The organism is Pantoea phytostimulans (assembly GCF_046118715.1).
In the GTDB taxonomy this organism is placed as follows: Bacteria; Pseudomonadota; Gammaproteobacteria; order Enterobacterales; family Enterobacteriaceae; genus Pantoea; species Pantoea phytostimulans.
This window is the reverse complement of record NZ_CP173698.1, coordinates 1,009,105-1,029,143: the sequence shown is the minus strand read 5'-3', so window position 1 is coordinate 1,029,143 and position 20,039 is coordinate 1,009,105. Positions and strand designations below refer to the sequence as shown.

19 protein-coding genes are annotated in these 20,039 nt (G+C 53.3%); 3 read left to right on the top strand and 16 right to left on the bottom strand.

Features of this window, described 5'->3' with window-relative positions; translation table 11 throughout:
• Nucleotides 1–9 precede the first annotated feature (9 nt).
• Nucleotides 10–990, bottom strand: a complete 981-nt coding sequence (locus ACF2G4_RS04900; RefSeq protein ID WP_409075612.1) for a 6-phosphofructokinase — start codon at nt 988–990, stop codon at nt 10–12.
• Between the two features lie 458 nt (nt 991–1,448).
• Between ACF2G4_RS04900 and dld the strand changes: the two genes are divergently transcribed.
• Nucleotides 1,449–3,143 carry a D-lactate dehydrogenase gene (gene dld, locus ACF2G4_RS04895; protein WP_409075611.1) on the top strand — a complete coding sequence of 565 codons (1,695 nt, stop codon included), beginning with the start codon at nt 1,449–1,451 and terminating at the stop codon, nt 3,141–3,143.
• A 218-nt stretch (nt 3,144–3,361) separates the two neighbouring features.
• On the opposite strand, the gene ACF2G4_RS04890 is transcribed toward dld, so the two are convergent.
• The 9 genes from ACF2G4_RS04890 to ACF2G4_RS04850 form a co-directional block, all read right to left on the bottom strand.
• Entirely contained in the window at nt 3,362–3,976 is a 615-nt protein-coding gene (locus ACF2G4_RS04890) for a YceI family protein (protein WP_409075610.1), read from the bottom strand.
• 94 nt (nt 3,977–4,070) lie between these two features.
• On the bottom strand, nt 4,071–6,353 hold the full coding sequence (gene pqqF / locus ACF2G4_RS04885; RefSeq protein ID WP_409075609.1) for a pyrroloquinoline quinone biosynthesis protein PqqF: 2,283 nt from the start codon (nt 6,351–6,353) through the stop codon (nt 4,071–4,073).
• Entirely contained in the window at nt 6,353–7,519 is a 1,167-nt protein-coding gene (gene pqqE / locus ACF2G4_RS04880) for a pyrroloquinoline quinone biosynthesis protein PqqE (protein ID WP_409075608.1), read from the bottom strand. Before pqqE ends, pqqF begins: the two co-directional genes overlap by 1 nt.
• Nucleotides 7,482–7,760 carry a pyrroloquinoline quinone biosynthesis peptide chaperone PqqD gene (gene pqqD / locus ACF2G4_RS04875; protein ID WP_215848280.1) on the bottom strand — a complete coding sequence of 93 codons (279 nt, stop codon included), beginning with the start codon at nt 7,758–7,760 and terminating at the stop codon, nt 7,482–7,484. The genes pqqE and pqqD overlap by 38 nt, the downstream gene beginning before the upstream one ends.
• 3 nt (nt 7,761–7,763) lie before the next feature.
• A complete protein-coding gene (gene pqqC, locus ACF2G4_RS04870; RefSeq protein ID WP_215846860.1) occupies nt 7,764–8,519 on the bottom strand; it encodes a pyrroloquinoline-quinone synthase PqqC in 756 nt (251 codons plus the stop codon).
• Nucleotides 8,520–8,522: 3 nt separating this feature from the next.
• Nucleotides 8,523–9,440 carry a pyrroloquinoline quinone biosynthesis protein PqqB gene (gene pqqB / locus ACF2G4_RS04865; RefSeq protein ID WP_332627921.1) on the bottom strand — a complete coding sequence of 306 codons (918 nt, stop codon included), beginning with the start codon at nt 9,438–9,440 and terminating at the stop codon, nt 8,523–8,525.
• A gap of 174 nt (nt 9,441–9,614) precedes the next feature.
• Complete coding sequence (gene pqqA / locus ACF2G4_RS04860; RefSeq protein WP_215848281.1) at nt 9,615–9,686, bottom strand: pyrroloquinoline quinone precursor peptide PqqA; 72 nt, start codon at nt 9,684–9,686, stop codon at nt 9,615–9,617.
• Nucleotides 9,687–9,834: 148 nt separating this feature from the next.
• Nucleotides 9,835–10,854, bottom strand: coding sequence for a dipeptidase (locus ACF2G4_RS04855; RefSeq protein ID WP_332627919.1), 1,020 nt, complete (start codon nt 10,852–10,854; stop codon nt 9,835–9,837).
• 89 nt (nt 10,855–10,943) lie between these two features.
• A complete protein-coding gene (locus ACF2G4_RS04850) occupies nt 10,944–11,876 on the bottom strand; it encodes an ABC transporter substrate-binding protein (protein ID WP_409075607.1) in 933 nt (310 codons plus the stop codon).
• Nucleotides 11,877–12,066: 190 nt separating this feature from the next.
• Here ACF2G4_RS04850 and leuA point away from each other — a divergent pair, with 190 nt between their 5' ends.
• Entirely contained in the window at nt 12,067–13,782 is a 1,716-nt protein-coding gene (gene leuA / locus ACF2G4_RS04845; protein ID WP_409075606.1) for a 2-isopropylmalate synthase, read from the top strand.
• Here leuA and ACF2G4_RS04840 read toward each other — a convergent pair.
• The 3 genes from ACF2G4_RS04840 to ACF2G4_RS04830 are packed head-to-tail and all read right to left on the bottom strand — an operon-like array spanning nt 13,703 to nt 15,910.
• Complete coding sequence (locus ACF2G4_RS04840; RefSeq protein WP_215846864.1) at nt 13,703–14,485, bottom strand: helix-turn-helix transcriptional regulator; 783 nt, start codon at nt 14,483–14,485, stop codon at nt 13,703–13,705. The genes leuA and ACF2G4_RS04840 overlap by 80 nt on opposite strands.
• The gene (locus ACF2G4_RS04835) at nt 14,486–15,346 is read right to left on the bottom strand and encodes an NAD(P)-dependent oxidoreductase (protein ID WP_409075605.1); all 861 of its coding nucleotides are present in this window, start codon (nt 15,344–15,346) and stop codon (nt 14,486–14,488) included.
• 51 nt (nt 15,347–15,397) lie between these two features.
• Entirely contained in the window at nt 15,398–15,910 is a 513-nt protein-coding gene (locus ACF2G4_RS04830; protein WP_243077993.1) for an N-acetyltransferase, read from the bottom strand.
• A 224-nt stretch (nt 15,911–16,134) separates the two neighbouring features.
• On the opposite strand from ACF2G4_RS04830, the gene pqqU reads away from it, so the two are divergent.
• Nucleotides 16,135–18,264, top strand: coding sequence for a TonB-dependent receptor PqqU (gene pqqU, locus ACF2G4_RS04825; protein ID WP_332627912.1), 2,130 nt, complete (start codon nt 16,135–16,137; stop codon nt 18,262–18,264).
• A 122-nt stretch (nt 18,265–18,386) separates the two neighbouring features.
• On the opposite strand, the gene ACF2G4_RS04820 is transcribed toward pqqU, so the two are convergent.
• The 3 genes from ACF2G4_RS04820 to ACF2G4_RS04810 form a co-directional block, all read right to left on the bottom strand.
• Complete coding sequence (locus ACF2G4_RS04820) at nt 18,387–18,944, bottom strand: isochorismatase family protein (protein WP_409075604.1); 558 nt, start codon at nt 18,942–18,944, stop codon at nt 18,387–18,389.
• Between the two features lie 17 nt (nt 18,945–18,961).
• On the bottom strand, nt 18,962–19,387 hold the full coding sequence (locus ACF2G4_RS04815; RefSeq protein WP_409075603.1) for a MarR family winged helix-turn-helix transcriptional regulator: 426 nt from the start codon (nt 19,385–19,387) through the stop codon (nt 18,962–18,964).
• 81 nt (nt 19,388–19,468) lie between these two features.
• The gene (locus ACF2G4_RS04810; RefSeq protein WP_409075602.1) at nt 19,469–20,014 is read right to left on the bottom strand and encodes a helix-turn-helix domain-containing protein; all 546 of its coding nucleotides are present in this window, start codon (nt 20,012–20,014) and stop codon (nt 19,469–19,471) included.
• Nucleotides 20,015–20,039 lie beyond the last annotated feature (25 nt).

The following is a 20,039-nucleotide window of genomic DNA, read 5'->3' as shown; positions in this document are numbered from 1 at the left end:
GTGTTCTCCTCACAAGATATTCAGTTGTTTAGCGAGTTTATAATGGTGCCCTTCAATATCGACCAAGCGTTTCTTCATGCTTATTAAATCAATGGGAATCGGTTTATTGCTGCCATTAATAATGACCGCTTTATTCCGCATTCCAGATTGAATACAACGAACCACTTCACTGGCCATAATGGTGCCTTGGTAAATCTCTTCACAGGTAGGATCACCATTACGCAGACCGTAACCGATAATGGTTTTGCGAATACGCACGCCAATCATCGGTTCAAGCTGTTTAATCAGGGTATCGATCGCCCCTTGAAAACCAGGAGAATATTCGCGGGTGTAACCTTCTGAACAGAGGATCACCACGCTGTTCTGCGCGGCCAGTCGCTGCGTAATACGCTCAGCCAACTGCAGCGTGGGGATTTGGCATTCTGGAATCAGCGCAAAATCCGCATTGGATTTAATCGCGGATTGCAACGTTAATTCCCCGCAATAGCCACCCAGCAATTCCACCATAAAAACGCGACCGGTTAACGCGCGGCCAGTATTCCGCAATTTCGCCACTTCTTTTAAAACTTGTTCGCAAGCCGTAGAAAATCCGATGGTGTAATCACTGCCAAACACGTCATTATCGATGGTCATACCGACGCCAAAACAATTAACGCCAAATTCACTGAGTGTATGCAAAAATTGCAGTGAACCATCGCCACCCGCCATCACTAATACATCAATGCGTAGCGACTTCAGCTGGCGCGCAATTAATTCATATTCGCTGCGCACTAATTTTTTATCGGTCCTGCCAGACTGCATGACCGGAATTGAGGCGATTGAAAAATCCATTAAGTCGCGTTGGGACACGTCCTGGTGACGATTGGCTAATAAACCCGGTATGCCGCCGTTAAATAACACCATATCCGCTTGCGCCATCCGACCCATTTGGAAAATAAAATTATTAATACCGGTGACATCACCGCCGCTGATCACCATCCCAATTCTCATATTGGACACTCCATTGGCTGTATTGCGTCTGGAAATCATTGTTGCGGGATAAGAGCTTTGTATTTGCAATGAAGATCACATTAATGACAGGAATTTTTAAATGCAGAGCGTTGACACCAGGTTTTCATGACTGATTTATGTGATGATTATCACAATATGAATCTCAGGTTAAATAATAAAAAAACATTACACATCAATAGATTAACCATTAATGACTTCGCGCGATTTTTTAACACGTGCTTTCTCTTTTTTCGCTTTAACAGCACAATTCAAATTTGTGATTTTCACCTCATTTTCAGCGGTTCAGTCGCTTATTTATCCAATTTATTATCCGCCCTCATAATTAAAAACAGCAGGTGTAAATAGTGCCTAAAACCTAATTTAGCGCCGATCAATGATTGACTTGCCCCAAGGTCAGCCTGTCCAATAAGGCGTTTATTCACTTCAGAAGAGAAATCATGACGTCCTCGCAGGAAATGCTCCGCCAACTGGGTGAGGTGGTCGGCGCTAAACAGGTATTGACCCATCAGGATGATAAAGCCTGGTATACCAAAGGATTCCGGGTTGGACGTGGCGAAGCCTTTGCCGTTGTTCTGCCACAAACGCTGTGGCAACTGTGGCAAACGCTACAAGTTTGCGTTGCAAACGATGCCATTATCTTAATGCAGGCTGCCAATACTGGCGTGACGGGCGGCTCGACGCCGGACGGCAATGATTATGATCGCAATGTCGTCATTGTCAGTACGCGGCTGTTAAAAGGCGTGCAGGTTATCGATCAATCGCGTCAGGTGATCGCCTTCCCTGGCTCCACATTGACCGAACTGGAGAACACTTTAAAACCGTTGGGACGCGAGCCGCATTCAGTGATCGGATCGTCCTGCATTGGGGCGTCGGTGATTGGCGGTATTTGCAATAACTCCGGCGGCTCTCTGATTCGACGTGGCCCGGCATTCACAGAAAAATCGCTTTTTGCGCGTATTCATGACGACGGTCGGCTGGAGATGATCAATCATCTCGGCATTGCGTTAGGCGATACGCCGGAAGAGATGCTGCGTCGTCTTGAACAACAGGAATTTACCACCGGCGATCAGCCTGACTGGGACGGTAAAATCTGGGCTGACGATTACGCCGATCAGCTGCGCGATACGCAGGCTGACAGCCCTTCTCGCTTTAATGGCGACATGCGTTACCTGCATGAAAGTTCGGGCAGCGCAGGCAAAGTGGTGGTGTTTGCCGTGCGTCTGCCGACGTTTGAAGCCAGCCAGAAAAGCGATACATTTTATATCGGCACCCCAGATGAGAAAGCGCTGGTAGCGCTGCGCCGTTATTTATTGGCGAACATGCACGAATTACCGTTACAGGCTGAATATATCCATCGCAACGCGTTTGATTTAACGGTGCGTTACAGCAAGCACATGTATCTGGCGATCGGCAAGCTGGGCGCACAGGCACTGCCCGGCTTGATGGCCAGGAAAGCCAAGTGGGATGTGCGCGTCAGTCATCTCAAATTTCTACCCAGAAACAGCATCGATAAAATGCTGCAATTTTTTAATCAGGTCACACCGCGCTTCGTTGCGCCGCGCATTCTTGATTACCACGCACGCTTTGAACATCATTTGATGATTAAAGTTGAGGCGCAGCAAACGGCGGAACTGCAGCAGTTGCTGGAAAATTTCTTCCGCGATCAAAACGGCGAGTTTTTCCTCTGTAACGCACGCGAAGCCGCGGATGCGTTTCTGGTGCGTTTTGGCGTGGGCGGCTGCACTATTTCGTATTGCGATTATCTTGGCTATAACCCGGATGAGCGGTTAGTGGCGTTTGATGTGGCTCTGCGCCGCAACGACGAGAGCTGGCGGCTGGTGTTGCCGGATCATCTGGCTGACCAGGTTCAGGTGGATTCTTGCTGTGGGCATTTCTTCTGCTTCGTCAATCATCAGGATTACGTGCTAAAACCTGGCGTAGATGCGAAAGCGTTTAAAGCGGCGGTGATTGAGGTGTTGGAGCAGCGCGGCGCGAAATATCCGGCGGAGCATAATGTCGGGCATTTATACCACGCATCCTGTGAGCATGAGCAGCACTGGCGTCAGTTGGATCCGACCAATAGCTGTAATCCGGGAATTGGCAAAACCAGTAAGAAAAAGTATTGGGGCTGAAGGCAAGAGTAGCTGGCTGGCCCCCACCTCAATCCTCTTAAGTGCGAGGTCGTTTGTCCCCCACCTCAATCCTCCCCCATACATGGGGGAGGAAGATGCTGCCCTATGCTAACTCTGTAGCTGCATTTGGCAGCGTCTCCTTCCTCCGCTTCGCGGGGGAAGGCCGGGATGGGGGCCAGCGCGCAGATGAGGTCGTTTGCCCTAAAGCAAACGGCGACTTACTTACCGTAAGCTTCAGTCGAAATCGTCAGCGTGATCTCATCGCTCACCGCAGGGACATACTTATCCAGCTTGAAATCAGAACGCTTAATAGTGCCGGTGGCATCAAAACCAATTGCCTGCTTCTTCACCATCGGGTGCATCGCTTGCTGATTCAGCGTGGCATGCAGCGTAACCGGTTTAGTGATGCCTTTCAGCGTCAGATTACCTTCTACATCAAATTTATTGTCGCCTTTCGCCACCACTTTGGTGCTATGGAAAGTCGCATTAGGATATTTAGCCACGTCGAAGTATTCCGCGCCTTTAAATTCTTTGGTCAGCGCCGCAACATGGCTGTCGATTTTGCTCACCGGCAGCGTAACGTCTACGCGTGATTGCTCAGGATGATCTTTGTCAAACACCAGCGAACCCGTTGAGTCAGGGATATCGGCGGTTGGATGTGAAAAACCAAAGTGTGTCCAGGTCGCAATAACCGAAGTGTGCTCAGGATTGAGCTGATAATGCATGGCTTCCGCCTGCGAGAAAGGGACATACAGACTGGCAACAGCTAACAGTGGCAGCGCAATGCGCTTAACGTTTTTCACACGATATTCCTTATTAAAAAACAGATTCATTAGGAGTGTCGTCTAATATGGCAGGAATAAACAGTGAAGAGATTTGCTGATATTTTTCAAATAAATTCAGCAATATCGCAGCGTGACTATCACATTAACGTCCAGCTGTAAAAAGCACCCGCCAGCGGCGACGCTGATTCGTTAAGCGAGTATGCAACTGTTGCAGATCGCCTAACGTCAGCGCATCAATGCTTGTTTGCGTCATATCGTGCAAACCCTGCTCCCTTCGCAATGCCGTTAAGGCCGCATTGCTCTCATCAACACGGAGCTGCGTTTTTAATGCTTCGATATCCAGTGTAGCGATCTCATTGTCCAACGAGCGTAAGAATCTTTTGCAATGCTGTAACAACCTACCGACGCTAAGGTTGGGTGATTGCAGCGCAAACAGTACGCCGTCGTGATCCGCGCTACGTAAATAACGGCTACTCACCACGTAACCGATCTGCTGTTCCACCCGTAAACGCTGGAAAAAACGCGGTTCATAGATCTGCGCTAAAGCACGGAGTGCCGCGAGCGGGTGTCGTTGATCCAGGGGGATAAACAGTAACAACGCGTTATCGCGACCAGGATGATCAATGCGCGACACACCACTGCGTGAAGACAAAGGGGCACTGCGCAGCAGTGGATTAACGGGCAGTGAAAACGTGGCTAAGCGCCGTGCAATGACATGGTGCAGAGCTTCACTTCCCCCGCACAGCACGGCCCGCCAGCAGGTCGGGCTACTTGCAGAAGTTAAGTGCTGAGGCAACCTCTTCAGCAACTCACGAATGGCGATGCTTTCAGGTTGCTGCGGATCACTACCAGAACGATTATCCGCGAGCGCATCAGCAACCTGTTCCAGCGCCCAGTCCGCAAGCTTCTGGTTATCCGGCAGGCGAAGAGTCAACTGCCAAACGCCCTGCGCTTCCCTCCATTCACCGCCGCCACCTACATGACGCAACGTGGCAAACAGCGGGCGCAGTCGCTTCGCGCACGCCTCACCAGACTCGGAAAGATTACTGAAAAATTCAGGGCGCAGAATCAGGGTTGCTGCTTTGTCTGACGCAAGGTGCAACAATGTCACGGCAGCGGTTGGCAGTGGCGAGCAGATGAGTTCGGTTTTTAGCGGATAAAAAGCGAAAGCGGTAACAGCAGATTGACGCTGTGGTGCTGTTTCTCGCGGCGCTAAGCTAAGCTCAAACCCTTGGGTTTTGACGCTTTCGCCCAGCGCTTTATTTGAATAAACGGCATTCGAGCAAAATAGCGTAGCGGAAGGCGCAGCCTGTAATGCCGCGATAAAAGCGTGAAACCTTTTCGGCTCGGCTGGCGCAAAACCCAACACGCGCTGACGCAGCTGCTCCAGCGGTGACAGCGCGTTAAAACGCTGCTGCGCCAGTTGCAGATAATGCATCTGCTGTTCTTCACAGGTTTCCCCGATAGCCTGTAAAGCGTGTTGCACGCTTTGACTCAGCCGATCGGGCTGCTCGGTGGTGAAAATCGCCACCAGCCAAAGCTGCTTATCCGATTGATAAAGCCACTTCAATTCGATTTCGCTGGCAATACCGCGCTGGCGCAAAGATGCCATTAAACCGCCGGGCGCATCATCCAGTAAAAACTCACGCAATAGCGTGACGTTGTCACTCCATTGAGCATCTAAGATCCACGAATGCCAGTATTGGGCTACGCCTTCGCTCAGCATGGCGTGCGGCTTCATTTCAGGGAGTAATTGCAGTGGCGGTATAGTGAGTTGAACCTGACCTTGCGGCAGCGTTTCAGCAAATCGCTGCGCCAGATGCGCCAGGTCATCTAACGATTGTGGTCCCTGCAGCCAAAGCTGCAGGTTACTGGCAACGTAAAAACGCTGATGAAAATCACGCAGCGCCTGCTGCAACGCGACAACGTTAGCGCCAAAGGCATCGGCGCTACCTATTTGAAAGCGATGAAATGTGTGTGGCTCAGCGACCAGGCTAAACAGCGCCGCCTCAGCCTGCGCAGGCACGTGATGCTGAAGTAAGCGATATTCAGCATCAATGACGGCCATTTCCTGTTTGATCGCCGCAGTTTCAAACAAGGGCGCGCAGAGCATATCGTGCAACCGCGCTAATCCATCCCCAAATCGAGCCGCTGTGATTTCAAAAAAATAGGCGCTGTGCCGCGCCAGCGTGGTGGCATTAACACGTCCGCCGTTAGCCTGAATCCAGCTCATCAACCGATCGCGATCGGGCCAGCGCTGACTACCGGTAAACAGTAAATGCTCCAGCAAGTGCGCTAAACCTGGCCAGCGATCCGGTTCGTCATGACTGCCCGCCTTAACCTGTATCAACGCTGCCGCATCGCGCGCATCAGGTTGATGCACCAGCGTCACGGCTAATCCATTCAGGTTCAGGCGGCGAATCATCAGATGTTACGTGACTTATAAATCAGCTGAGAATTGCTGCGGTTACGGAATTGCAATTGACCAATTTTGATATCACTGCAATCCGCTTCGCGACGGGCTTCAAGAATTTTGCCGTGATGCGGCGATTTGCTGCAAACCGGATCGGCGTTGTCCGCATTGCCGGTAAGCATGTAAGCCTGACAACGGCAGCCGCCGTAATCCTTCTCTTTTTCATCGCAAGAGCGGCAAGGCTCCGGCATCCAGTCGTAACCGCGATAACGATTAAAACCAAACGAGTTATACCAAATGTCATCCAGGCTCTGCTCAAGCACCGAAGGAAACTCAACCGGCAGCTGGCGCGCGCTGTGGCACGGCAGCGCGGTGCCTTCCGGCGTTACGCTGAGGAAGATCGCACCCCAGCCGCCCATGCAGCCTTTCGGTCGCTCTTCGTAATAGTCGGGAGTAACAAACAGTAGATTGGTCAAATTACCGCTTTTACTCATGCGCTGGCGATAGTCGTTAACGACGCCTTCTGCCCGCGCAATTTGCTCACGCGTGGGCAATAAACCTTCGCGATTGAGCTGTGCCCAGCCATAAAACTGGCAGGTGGCGAGTTCAACATCATCCGCTTCCAGCTCAATGCAGAGATCGATGATTTTGTCGATCTGGTCGATGTTATGGCGATGCAAAACAAAGTTCAGCACCATCGGATAGCCGTGCGCTTTCACCGCTTTTGCCATCTCCAGCTTCTGCTGAAAGGCTTTTTTCGACCCTGCCAGTGCGGCGTTCAGCGTTTCATCGCTGGCCTGAAAGCTGATCTGGATATGATCAAGCCCGGCGTCAGCAAACGCATCCAGTTTGTTGTGCGTCAGGCCAATGCCAGAGGTGATCAGATTGGTATAGAAACCTAAATCACGGGCGGCACGGATCAGCTCAGGCAGATCTTTACGTACCAGCGGCTCACCGCCGGAAAAGCCCAGCTGCACACTGCCCATGGCACGCGCCTGACGAAACACCTCAATCCACTGATCGGTGGTGAGCTCTTTTTCTTGCTGAGCGAAATCCAGCGGATTCGAGCAGTACGGACACTGCAGCGGGCAGCGATAAGTCAGCTCCGCCAGTAGCCATAGCGGCGGATTGACGCCGGGTTTAAGCGGGTTCACGGAATTGTATCCACTTCTGTTCATAGGCTGATTGCAGGAATTCTTTTACGTCCGCGCCAACGCCACCCGCTTCCGGGAAACGCGCATCAAGCGTGGCAATAATGGCTGCAATATCTTGCTTGCCATCGACCAGCTCCAGGATCGCGACAGCGGTTTCATTCAGCTTGGCCATGCCTTCAGGATAAAGCACCACATGGCTATCCTGCGCGGCTTCCCACTGCATACGATAGCCGCGACGAAACGCGGCGATAGTGTTGTCATTCATCATTTATACCAGTCGAGTGGTGTGCCACGCCGCCTTGTCGGTGACGGTGTGATAAGGCGGACGCTTAAGTTCATAGGCCATGGTCATGGCATCCAGCATCGTCCATAAAATATCGAGCTTAAACTGCAAAATTTCCAGCATGCGGTTCTGTTTTTCTGGTGTGGTGCAGAATTCCAGCGCCAGCGCCAAACCATGCTCAACATCGCGGTTCGCCTGGCCCAGACGGTTGCGGAAGTAGAAATATCCCTCTTCTTTGATCCACGGATAGTGCTGCGGCCAACTGTCGAGGCGCGACTGGTGGATCTGCGGAGCAAAGAGTTCCGTTAACGAACTGCATGCCGCTTCTTGCCAGTTGGCGCGACGGGCAAAGTTAACGTAAGCATCGACCGCGAAACGCACGCCGGGCAGCACGTGCTGCTCTGACAGCAGCGCTTCGCGATTCATGCCCACCGCTTCACCCAGACGCAACCAGGCTTCGATGCCGCCCTCTTCGCCGTTGCTGCCGTCGTGGTCAAGAATACGCTGCACCCATTTACGACGCGTGGCCGGGTCCGGGCAGTTCGCCATGATCGCTGCATCTTTCAGCGGAATATTGGTTTGATAATAGAAGCGGTTTGCTACCCATCCCTGAATTTGCTCGCGCGTCGCCTGACCGTTGTGCATGGCGATATGGTAAGGATGATGGATATGGTAATAGGCGCCTTTGTCGCGCAGCGCCTGCTCAAAAGCCTGTGGCGACAGCGTTTCAGTGATCTGCATGATTTAGTCCTGAAGGTGGATCGCCATCCCGTCCCAGCTCACCTCAATGCCCTGTTGCGTCAGGAACTGTCGTTGGGGTGATTGCTCATTAAGGATCGGGTTGGTGTTGTTAATGTGAATAAGAATTTTGCGTTTGGCCGGTAACGACGCCAGCAGCGCCATCAAACCTTGCTCTTCTGCCAGCGCCAGATGCCCCATCGCTTTGCCGGTGTTTTTACCCACACCCGTGGCAAGCAGTTCATCATCTTGCCAGACGGTGCCGTCGATCAGCAGGCAATCGGCCTGTTTTAACCACGGCAAAATTACGTCATCAGGTTCACCGAGGCCCGGCGCATACAGCAGGGTTTGACCATTGGCGCGGTTTTTAATGAACAGCGCCACGTTATGACCCGGCAACGGGCGATCGCGGTACGGCGAATAAGGCGGCGCGTTGCTTAAAATAGGGATAGCCGTGAATTGCAGGTCGGGACACACATCCACGCTAAAGGTGTTCAGCGGCGCAATGGGACGATGCTGCAAGCCGCCGTTCCAGTGTTTCAGCATAGTGAAAATCGGAAAACCGCTGGTGAGATCGTTATGCACTTCTGGCGTACACCATACCTGATGCGGGCAGCCTTCTCGCAGGCTCAGCAAACCGGTAGTGTGGTCGATTTGGCTGTCTGTAAGGATGATGCCGCCAATATTCGTGCCGCGCAGAACGCCCTTTTTAGTTAATTCTGGGGTATGGAGGATCTGCTGGCTGATATCTGGCGAGGCGTTACACAGCACCCAGTCTTCGCCATTATCACTCAGGATGATTGAGGATTGGGTACGTGGTTGGGCCTGAATAGTGCCATTACGCACGCCGTGACAATTGGCACAGTTGCAGTTCCACTGAGGAAATCCGCCACCGGCGGCCGATCCGAGGACTTTAATAAACATGAAGGAAAACCACGTGTTGAAATAATATCCTGAATAATTCACGTTGCATGCGGACGGTAACGGCCTTTTCCCAAGCGCTGACTCACGTCAATGACCGGGAGCGCGTTCAGCCAATGCATCTGCAGCTTGAAGTATGACGGATAAAAATGCCCGCACGAGTGGCGGGCATAAACATTAACGGTTGGAGATGTACAGCGTCACTTCCAGACCTAAACGCAAATCAACAAATGCTGGTTTTTTCCACATAATTCTCTTCCTCATAAAGTAATGAACAGATGATTATCTGTCTGAAACAGTTGCGGCAGGGACTCAAATGCGATCCCCATCACAATTTTGCCGACAGATGTTGCGCCAATGCTGCGACGAGATCAACCCGCAAGACGTAAGGAAATTGTTATCGCTGCCAGGTCGCGTGTAAAACGCGCTGCCAGTTTCCCCACGCCAGCTTTTCTAACAATGCCTGATCATAGCCTGCATCGCGCAGAGTGGCGAACAGCTTGGGTAATCCACTGACATCGCCTAACGCATCGGGCGTGGATATGCCGTCAAAATCGGACCCCAACGCCACATGATCGCTGCCCATTGTCCTTAGCAAATGATCACAATGCTTAACAATTTCTGCCAAAGGGGTGTCGCTGTCACGTTTACCGTCTGGCCGTAAGAAGGCGTTACCAAAGTTGATCCCGACAACACCGCCGCTGTCGCGAATCGCGCCCAACTGCGCATCGGTTAGATTACGCGGCTGAGCGCATAACGCATGAGCGTTGGAATGGCTGGCGACGAGCGGAGCGGTAGAGATCCGCGCGGTGTCCCAGAACGCTTTTTCATTCATGTGCGATACATCAATCATCATCCGCAGCGCATTCGCCTGCTGGATCAACGTTTCGCCTGCCACCGTCAACCCCGGCCCGGTATCGGGTGAAGCGGGAAAACTGCCGCTAACGCCCGTACCAAAACGGTTAGGCAAGTTCCAGAACGGCCCTATACTGCGCACGCCTGCTGCGTAGAATGCCGCCAGCAATTCACCTTCGCCATCCAGCGCATCTGCGCCTTCGATATGTGCCACCATCGCCAGCACGCCTTGTTCGCGGCACTGCGCAATCTCAGTTGCGGTGCGGCAAATTTTGGCTCGCCCGCCAGAGGCATCGGCAATCTGCTGCAAAATATCGAGCTGCTGCCACATGATCTCCAGCGGCTGATAAGGATGATCTGCCTGCTGCGGCACCATTTTAGCGATGTAGTTTTGCGGCGGGATGAAGATAGCGAACAGGCCACCACCAAAACCGCCCTGCTGCATACGTGGAAAGTCGAGATGACCGCGCTCAATGCCGTCAAAGAAGGCCGCGGCAGGTGCTTCGCGATGGTGGAGCCACAGATTAAGGAGTAAGTCGTTATGACCGTCGAAAGTCAGCATAGAGGATTCAGGATTGTAAAACATCGCGCCATGCTACGCGTGCGCTGCGGGTTAGCCAAACCGCAGCGCACGTATTGCTTTAAGGTCGGCTAGCCGGTTTGCGCCACGCTCAAACCGTGGTAAAAGGTCGGTTTCACATCTAATTTTTTCTTAATTAACCCATATTTGGTATAAAAATCAGCGGTTTCTTGCTGTTGTTGGACAGTGGCATCGTCGATGGCCTGCCAGTGCGACTGGCGGCGCGAAAACGATTTTTCTGCGGCTTCAGCCGGGAAACCAATAATTTTCGCCAACGTTTGCGAATAAGCTTTCACATTTTTATTCGCCCAGCGATCGGCAGCAGCCAGGCGATTAACGTAATCCTGCAATGCCGCCTGCTTTTCGGGATCCGCCAGCGCCGCATCGGTCGCTGCTAAAAAGCTGTTGCCCGTTGATAAGCCTTTGCCGTTTATCAGTACGCGCCCGCTGTGTGTCACTTCGGCTAACGCCGTATAAGGATCCCAGGTTGACCAGGCATCAACCGAATGACTCTCCAGCGCGATGCGCGCATCGGAAGGTGTCAAAAAGCGCCATGTCACCTCTTTGTCGCTGATCCCCGCTTGTTCAAGCGCTTTCAGGGCAAGGAAATGACCGATAGAGCCACGTCCGGTAGCGATGCTTTTACCTTTAAGCTCGGCGGCATTTTTAACCGGAGAATCGGGACGCACCAGCAGTGCCAGGCCGACCGGCACTGATTTGCTAACCGCCACCGCTTTGACCTGCGAGCCCGCTGCCACCGAAAACAGCAGCGGTGCATCGCCAATAATCCCGGCGTCAACGGCTCCAGCATTCAAGGCTTCGGCCAGTGGCGCGGCAGCAGGAAACTCTGCCCATTCAATCTTGTAAGCCAGATTTTGCAGCTGATTCGCCGCTTCCATCTCGGCATGCATATTCCCTTTTTGATCGGCAATGCGCAGCGTCACCGCCTGCGCTGATGGGGTGCCCGCCAGCAATACACTGAGGACAATTACCTGTTTTTTCATTATTGATTCTCATCGTGCAAAAGAGCTTCAGCCTAAACTGCGACGAGAATTTCAGCGATGCCGATTCCTCATGAGGTTTGCCATTTACGGTATATGCGATTGTCACTTTTGCGCGATGGGTTGTCAGTTTTGCAGGCGATTCAGACACGGCGTTCGGTCCAGACTAAAGGCACTTAATGAGGAGAATACGATGCTGACCCAACCCGAGAGTAAATATCGCCCGCAGCCGGTTATCGCCCTGCCCGATCGCCAATGGCCTTCACGCCGTTTGACGCACGCACCGCGCTGGCTTTCAACCGATCTGCGCGATGGCAATCAAGCGCTGGCAGAGCCGATGGACCGCGCACGTAAGCTGCAATTTTGGGATCTGCTGCTGCGCTGTGGCTTTAAGGAGATCGAGGTCGCGTTTCCCTCCGCATCGCAAACCGATTTTGACTTTGTCCGTGACTTAATTGAACAGGCGCGTGTGCCTGCCGACGTTACTTTGCAGGTATTAACCCAGGCACGTCAGGATCTGATTGAGCGCACCTTTGCTGCGTTGCAGGATGCGCCGCGCGCCATTATTCATATGTATAACGCCACCGCGCCACTGTTCCGCGAGCGGGTTTTCAAGCAGAGCAAAGCGGAGATTATTGCGCTGGCTACCGCAGGCGCGCGTCAAATTCGAACGGGCTGCGAAGCGCAACCCGCAACCGACTGGACCTTTGAGTATTCGCCCGAGACCTTCTGTTTTACCGAGCCAGAATTTGCACTGGAAATTTGTGAAGCCGTTGCGGAAATATGGCAGCCGTGCGCAGAACGTCCGATGATAATCAACCTGCCGGCGACCGTTGAAGTGAACACGCCGAATGTCTACGCCGATCAGATTGAATATTTCTGTCGTCACTTTAGTCGCCGTCAGGATGTCTGTATCAGCGTGCATCCGCATAACGATCGCGGTACCGGCGTAGCTTGCGCCGAATTGGCTCTGCTGGCGGGTGCAGATCGGGTTGAAGGCTGCTTGTTCGGTAACGGCGAGCGCACCGGTAACGTCGATTTGATTACGCTGGCGTTGAATCTCTACACGCAAGGTGTTGCGCCACAGCTCGATTTCAGCCAGATGAATGAGGTGATTGAAGTGGTGACCGCCTGCAATCAGCTGCCAGTGCATCCGCGTCATCCTTACGCCGGTGAATTGGTATTTACCGCTTTTTCCGGCTCGCATCAGGATGCGATCAAAAAAGGGTTCGCCATCCGCAGACAAAACGCCGAGACCGTTTGGCAAATGCCTTATCTGCCGCTGGATCCCGCCGATATAGGTTGCAGCTATGAAGCGGTGATCCGGGTGAATAGCCAATCGGGTAAAAGCGGTGCGGCCTGGTTGCTGGAGCAGAATCACGGTTTGCAGTTACCGCGCGCCTTGCAGCAGGATTTCAGTGGATGCGTACAGCGTGAAACCGATCGCCACGGCAAAGAGATGACGCAACATGCTATCTGGCAGCTATTTTGTCGCCAGTACGGCGTGGAGCAGCCAACGCTGCGCCTGTTGAATGCAGAAAGCCAAAGCGATGCGGGCGCGCAAACGCAGCTTAACGCTAACGCAGCGCAGGATGGCAAAGCCTTGCGCTTACGCGGCAGCGGTAACGGTTTGCTGTCGGCAGCGGTGAATGCGCTGCGTCAATCACTCGGGCTGGCGCTGACCATTGAGGATTATCATGAGCACACGCTAGGCAAACGCAGTGACAGCCGATCGGTGGCTTACGTCAGCTGCCTGAACATGGCGGGAGAGCGTGCATGGGGCGTGAGCATCGATAACGACACCTCGCGCGCCTCGCTGCAGGCGCTGTTTAACGCGGCAAGTCGCTTTCTGACACCGGAAAATAATCTGCAGGCGACACGCCAAGCAGACGACGAAACATCGCGCTGAAGGCGCTTGGGCTTTCATAGCCGAGATCCAGCGCCACGCGTAACACCGATTCGCCCTGCGCCAGCTGTGTCAGGGCGATGGCCAGACGCGCACGTCGTACCCAGTCACTGAAATGCAACCCGGTTTCACGGATAAAATAGCGCGCCAGTGTGCGGCTCGACACATTGAGCTGTTCACTGGCACGCTCCAGCGTCCAGCTTTCGCCAGGACGTTGTTGAATAAGATCGCAGAGCATTTTCAAACGGTGCGTTTGCGGCGATGGCAGTTCAAACGGCAATACATCCATGCCACGAATTTCATCCAGCAGCAGTTCATAGATGCGTTCCGTGCGACTACCCGGCGTATAAGCTTCAGGCAAAGTTATCGCACTGATAATCAGTTCACGCAGCAGCGGTGAAATCTGAACCACCTGACAGCTGGCAGGCAAATCCGCTCGCGCCAGGGGATCAACAAACAGCGTCCGCGCCGCCACCGAACCGGTGATATGCAGCGCGTGCCGCGTATAGGCAGGAAGCCAGACACCGCGGCTAGGCGGCACAACCCAACTTCCCTGCTCCGTTTCCACTCGCACCACGCCGCTCAGCGTATGAATCAACTGTGCGCAGGTATGGTGATGCCAGGGTTCGCTGGCACCGTGTGCATAGTCATGCGCCAACGGCACCAGCGGGCGCGTAGCAAAATTAAATGCCAGCGTGGTGCTCATTTAGGCCTTTAAATACTTATAGATGACGGCCAGATCCTGCTCACCGTAGCCCGCATCCACCGCTTGTTGCCAGACATCAACGATATTTTCTAACGCAGGCAGTTTGCTGTCGGCAGCGTCCAGCGCCAGACGCGCATCTTTTAATGCCCAGATCAGATGCATTTGCGGGGTGTAATCGTCGCTGGCAATCATGCCCAGCTTCATTTTGGCGTAAGGCGCAGCCAGCGGGCCGCCCTCCAGCACTTTCCACAGGTCGTCGGTGGAAAAACCAAACTGTTCAGCCAGTCGGGTACTCTCCGCCAGACTCTGCATCAAGCCAATCAGCCAGCTGTTGACCACTAATTTCATCCGCGAGCTTTTTCCCGCTTCGCCCAGCCACTGCGTCCCTTTCCCAATAGCAGCAAAGACCGTTTCAGCCGCCCCAGCGCGCGATTGATCGCCGCTGGCCATCACCAAAATTTGGGCATTCTCGGCAGGTGCTTTGGTCCCCGAAACCGGTGCATCAATGAAAAGGATGTCATCGCGCACATCGGCGAAGAAAGCGATCAGCGCATCCGTTTTTTCAACGCCGATGGTGCCCATCTGACAAATTGTTGCCCCCTGCTTCAGCGCATATTTTAAGGAGTGCAATACCTCTTCGGTGGTGTCGCCGTCGGATAACATGGTGATCACTACGTCGACCAGCTTAACCGCATCAGATGCCGTGTCAGCTAATTTAAGCCCCGCATCGACTAAATCCTCGCCGCGTGCGCGGGTGCGGTTCCAGCCATGAACGGTAAAGCCTTTTTTCAGCAGGTTAGCGGCAAACGCGTGGCCCATTGCGCCCAATCCCAATACCGCCACTTCAGGTTTCTGACTCATGCTGATTCCCTCTTAAGGTTAAATTTGGCGAACCTGTGCAACAGAACAGATTCAGGATAAATCGAGACTTAAAATCTGTACCCGGCTTTGCTGTGTGGGGCTGCGAAACAGCACTTCGTGGGTTTGCATCATACCCTGACGCGTATAAAAGCGACGTGCCGCACTATTCTGTTCGAGCACTTCCAACCACAGCAGCGGCTGACGTAATTCACGCCCTTTGGCGCAAATTTCATTAAATACACGCTGCCCCACGCCTTGCCCGGTGATGTCTGGCAGCAGATAAAACTTATGCAGGCACAGTCCGCTGAGTTCGCTGCCTGGCCGCCGCTGATCGGTGCCAATTTGCACCACGCCACAGGGCGAATCCTGCATCAGTAAATACCACTGACTGCCGCTGCCATGCAGGCTACGACGCAAGCTGGCGGGTGAAAAGACGCTGTCGATGAAGTCATCGCACTCTTTGGCGTTATGCCATAACGCCGCAAAATGGTGGCGATAGCTGGTTTCGCCAATCTGGCTCAGCAGCGCAATCTCTGACTCGCTGGCGCGGTACAGCAGTTCCATGCCGGTTTCCTTGCGTATAGCCCTGAAAAGCAAAACATTCAGACTGGCGGCAATCGATCAAAAAATCCAGCCTAAATACGTAACAGCATTGAACATTTTCAGCCATAGGTTTTCGCTAAGCAGCGCTTTATCATTTACGCTTTTAAAAGATGCAACAAAACCCTTAACATATGCACACAATGTTCCAGCTGGTTCATTCCTCTTTTTTTGTAGGCTTCTAATAAATGAAAATAGCGTTACTTCGTCAGGCGCACCTTCCGCTGTTGATGCTGCCTGCGGTGTTCCCTCTGCCGTTACTGGCTGCGGATGAGAGCAGTAATACTCTGGTTGTCAGTGCGGCTCCAGGACCTTCAGGGCTTTCTGAACTGGATACGCCCGCAGCCGTCAGCGTGGTAACAGGCGATGACATGCGTCAGGCCGCACCTCGCGTTAACTTGTCAGAAAATTTAACCAGCGTGCCGGGTTTGCAGATCCAAAACAGGCAAAACTATGCGCAAGATTTACAGTTGTCGGTGCGCGGATTTGGTTCACGTTCGACGTACGGCGTGCGCGGAATACGTATCTATGTGGATGGCATCCCCGCCACCATGCCAGATGGTCAGGGTCAAACCTCAAACATTGATATTGGATCGATTGATCACGTAGAAGTGCTGCGCGGGCCATTTTCAGCGTTGTATGGCAACGCGTCTGGCGGCGTGATTAACGTTGATACCCAAACCGGACAGCAACCCACCACGCTTGAAGCGGGAACCTGGTACGGCAGCTACGGCAGCTGGCGCAACAGCGTGAAAGCCAGCGGCGCAACCGGCGATGGCACGCACGCAGGCGACGTAAATTACACCGTTTCAGCCTCACGCTTTACCACTCACGGATACCGCGATCACAGCTCGGCACAGAAAAATCTTGGCAACGCCAAACTGGGTGTGCGTATTGATGATGTCAGCACGTTGACGCTGCTGTTCAACAGCGTGCACATTGATGCGCAAGATCCGGGCGGATTAACGCCCGATCAGTGGCGCGATAATCCGCGTCAGGTGGTGAGCAACGTGTCGCTGTATGACACGCGTAAAACGGTGGATCAGACGCAAGGCGGGCTGCACTATCAGCGTCAGATGAGTGAAAACGACGATCTCAGCATCATGATGTATGCGGGCATGCGGGAAACCACACAATTCCAGTCTATTCCTGCCAGCGTTCAGAGCAATCCTGCTCATCCCGGCGGCGTGATTTCACTGACGCGTCATTATCAAGGTGTTGATACACGCTGGACGCACCGCGACGCGCTGTTCTCAATTCCCGTGACGCTAACCGGCGGCCTCGATTATGAAACCATGACCGAGCGGCGCAAAGGCTTCGAAAACTACACTATCAACAACGGCGTTTATGATTACGGTAGCCAGGGCAATTTGCGTCGTAATGAACGCAACCTGATGTGGAACCTTGATCCTTATCTGCAAACGACGTGGCAATTCACTAACAAGCTCTCGCTGGACGCTGGCGTGCGCTTCAGTACCGTTAATTTCGACTCTAACGACAACTACGTCACCGCAGGTAATGGCGATGACAGCGGCGATGCGCGTTACCACAAATGGCTGCCTGCGGCGTCGTTGAAATATGCGTTTGACGACAGCTGGAATGCCTATCTTTCTGCGGGCCGCGGCTTTGAAACGCCCACCATCAACGAACTTTCTTATCGCTCGGATGGTCAGTCGGGGCTGAACCTTGGCCTGAAACCAGCCACCAGCGACACCCTCGAGTTAGGCACCAAGAAGCGTATCGGCAATGGCTTGATTACCGCCGCCGTATTCCAGACGGATACGCAGGATGAGATTGTGGCAGACACCAGCAGCGGCGGGCGCACCACCTATAAAAATGCCGGGGAAACCCGTCGTCGCGGATTGGAACTGGGCCTGGATCAGCAGTTCGCTTACGACTGGCGTGTGAAGATGGCTTACACCCTACTGGATGCACGCTATCGCACCAACGCCTGTGGCGATGAGAGCTGCGACGGTAATCGCATTCCCGGCATTGCGCGTAATATGGCCTACGCCGGTCTGGAATACGCGCCAGAGCAAGGCTTCTATGCAGGTGCTGAGATGCGTTACATGAGCAATATTGCCGCTGACGATGAAGGGGATGTGAAAGCGCCGTCTTATACCGTTACGTCAATAAACAGTGGCTACAAATGGCTGGTGCAAAACTGGACGCTCGATCTGTTTGGCCGCGCCGATAACCTGTTTGATCGTCACTACGTCGGTTCGGTGATCGTCAATGAAAGCAACGGTCGTTATTTCGAATCTGCTCCGGGCCGTAATTACAGCGTCGGCCTGAATGTCAGTTACGCGTTTCAGTAAAAATCTTCAGTGAACATGCCTCGACATACGGATTATGCGAGGCACAAATTCTGCGAAGTTGTCAAAAGTTTCCAGGGAATGAGTGTGGTGCTGCTCAATCCCTGGAACAATCCCTCTACTGATTACAAGGCGCTGACCTGCGCCAGCACCTCCTGAGTACTGCCCGTTTCACCCAGACGTGGGAAGATCAGTTTTACGCTATTAGTATGGGTATCTGCATTGAGATCGGTCATGGCATCCACCGCCAACGTGACGTTGTAACCTAACTCATACGCCTGACGCGCCGTTGACTCCACACCAATGCTGGTGGCAATGCCGCAAATCACAACCTGCGTCACGCCACGCTTTTGCAGCTCTTCATGCAGCGGCGTGTTGTTGAATGCGCCCCAGCTGTGTTTGGTGATGGTGATATCTTCCTGCTGCGGCGTCATTTCCGGGACCAGTGTGGCCCAATCAGCCGGGAGCTCACCGCTGTGACCGCCTTGCTCGTTGCGGCCTGGCGCACCGCCCGCCACGTTTACCAAAACCACCGGCAAATCTTTGGCGTGAAACGCATCTTTAAGCTGCGCGCACAGGTCAATGATCGGTTGTGGTTCATGTACCACCGGTAAGGCGACGATGCCATGCTGCAGGTCGATAACGATCAGTGCGGTTTTTGCATCAAGTGTGGTTACAGCCATGTTGAGTCCTCTCAGGATTAATTGTCAGCGAGTCGTTGCAGTAAGGGAATGGCAAGCAGTAGCTGCTGCTGCTCAGCGGCTGAAAACCGGGTTTCAATACTCTTAATCAGCCAGTCATCACGTAAAGCGCGATTGGCGGCGATCAGTTCCCGGCAGGCTTGCGTTGGTGTGTAGCGCGTTTTACGGCCATCTTGCGCATCCGGTTCGCCCTGTAACATCCCTGCTGACTGCAAGCTGGCGACGGTGGCACCCATAGATTGCGTACGCACCCCTTCTGCTGTAGCCAGTTCGGTAATGGTCATCGCGCCGTCCCGCACCAAATGTCCAAGAACCAGTATCTGCGACCAGCTCAGCTCGCCCGGCGGGGCTGATTCGCGTAATCGGCGACCTAGCTTACCTATTACGCTGCGCAGTTCCGCTGCGGAGACATCCCTATTGCTCATTGCCTGCTCCTTACTGTGAACGCATCACTCTACAAATACGAAGGTAAACTGTGTAGTTTACCTTCGTATCAAATTGTAAAATCAGGCGCAGGCTAAATAGTGAATCAGACTATGAAAACGCAGCGTCACCTTCAGCGGATTGTGGTAGCTGTGCGCCACATCGGCGGCAAACTGAAAGGCTTCTCCCGCCTGTAACCGCCGCCAAATACCCTCCAGGCTCAATAATAGTTCCCCTTCCAGCACCACTACCTGCTCAATCACGCCCGTTTCGTGCGCCGAAGAATCGCTTTGTGCGCCGGGAGCGAGTTCAACCGCGAGCAGATCAAAACGAAGTTTAGCGTCGTAAGGCAGCAGTGGCCGCACAATCATCTGTGAATTGGGTTGGCTGAATGACGCTGTTTCGCCCTCTTGCAGCGTGCTGTCATGAATAAAGAAAGAAAAAGGAACGTTAAATCCGGTGGCAATTTTCCATAAGGTCGCCACCGTTGGGCTGGATTCGCCGCGTTCAATTTGGCCCAGCATCGCTTTGCTGACGCCCGTTCGCTCCGACGCTAAAGTCAGGCTCCAGCCATTGGCTTGTCTGAGCTGCTTCAGCGCATCACTGAGATGTTGATGCCAATTTTCCATACTTTCTCCTGCTTACAGGCTCCTG

Excerpts from the sequence above, each read along its gene's own strand:
- ACF2G4_RS04810 (WP_409075602.1), bottom strand. The coding sequence starts at position 20,014 with ATGGAAAATTGGCATCAACATCTCAGTGATGCGCTGAAGCAGCTCAGA.
- pqqF (WP_409075609.1), bottom strand. The coding sequence starts at position 6,353 with ATGATTCGCCGCCTGAACCTGAATGGATTAGCCGTGACGCTGGTGCAT.
- dld (WP_409075611.1), top strand. The coding sequence starts at position 1,449 with ATGACGTCCTCGCAGGAAATGCTCCGCCAACTGGGTGAGGTGGTCGGC.
- ACF2G4_RS04900 (WP_409075612.1), bottom strand. The coding sequence starts at position 990 with ATGAGAATTGGGATGGTGATCAGCGGCGGTGATGTCACCGGTATTAAT.
- ACF2G4_RS04815 (WP_409075603.1), bottom strand. The coding sequence starts at position 19,387 with ATGAGCAATAGGGATGTCTCCGCAGCGGAACTGCGCAGCGTAATAGGT.
- ACF2G4_RS04830 (WP_243077993.1), bottom strand. The coding sequence starts at position 15,910 with ATGGAACTGCTGTACCGCGCCAGCGAGTCAGAGATTGCGCTGCTGAGC.
- ACF2G4_RS04855 (WP_332627919.1), bottom strand. The coding sequence starts at position 10,854 with ATGCTGACTTTCGACGGTCATAACGACTTACTCCTTAATCTGTGGCTC.
- ACF2G4_RS04890 (WP_409075610.1), bottom strand. The coding sequence starts at position 3,976 with ATGAATCTGTTTTTTAATAAGGAATATCGTGTGAAAAACGTTAAGCGC.
- pqqD (WP_215848280.1), bottom strand. The coding sequence starts at position 7,760 with ATGAATGACAACACTATCGCCGCGTTTCGTCGCGGCTATCGTATGCAG.
- ACF2G4_RS04850 (WP_409075607.1), bottom strand. The coding sequence starts at position 11,876 with ATGAAAAAACAGGTAATTGTCCTCAGTGTATTGCTGGCGGGCACCCCA.
- pqqC (WP_215846860.1), bottom strand. The coding sequence starts at position 8,519 with ATGCAGATCACTGAAACGCTGTCGCCACAGGCTTTTGAGCAGGCGCTG.
- pqqE (WP_409075608.1), bottom strand. The coding sequence starts at position 7,519 with ATGAACAGAAGTGGATACAATTCCGTGAACCCGCTTAAACCCGGCGTC.
- ACF2G4_RS04835 (WP_409075605.1), bottom strand. The coding sequence starts at position 15,346 with ATGAGTCAGAAACCTGAAGTGGCGGTATTGGGATTGGGCGCAATGGGC.
- ACF2G4_RS04840 (WP_215846864.1), bottom strand. The coding sequence starts at position 14,485 with ATGAGCACCACGCTGGCATTTAATTTTGCTACGCGCCCGCTGGTGCCG.
- ACF2G4_RS04820 (WP_409075604.1), bottom strand. The coding sequence starts at position 18,944 with ATGGCTGTAACCACACTTGATGCAAAAACCGCACTGATCGTTATCGAC.
- pqqB (WP_332627921.1), bottom strand. The coding sequence starts at position 9,440 with ATGTTTATTAAAGTCCTCGGATCGGCCGCCGGTGGCGGATTTCCTCAG.
- leuA (WP_409075606.1), top strand. The coding sequence starts at position 12,067 with ATGCTGACCCAACCCGAGAGTAAATATCGCCCGCAGCCGGTTATCGCC.
- pqqU (WP_332627912.1), top strand. The coding sequence starts at position 16,135 with ATGAAAATAGCGTTACTTCGTCAGGCGCACCTTCCGCTGTTGATGCTG.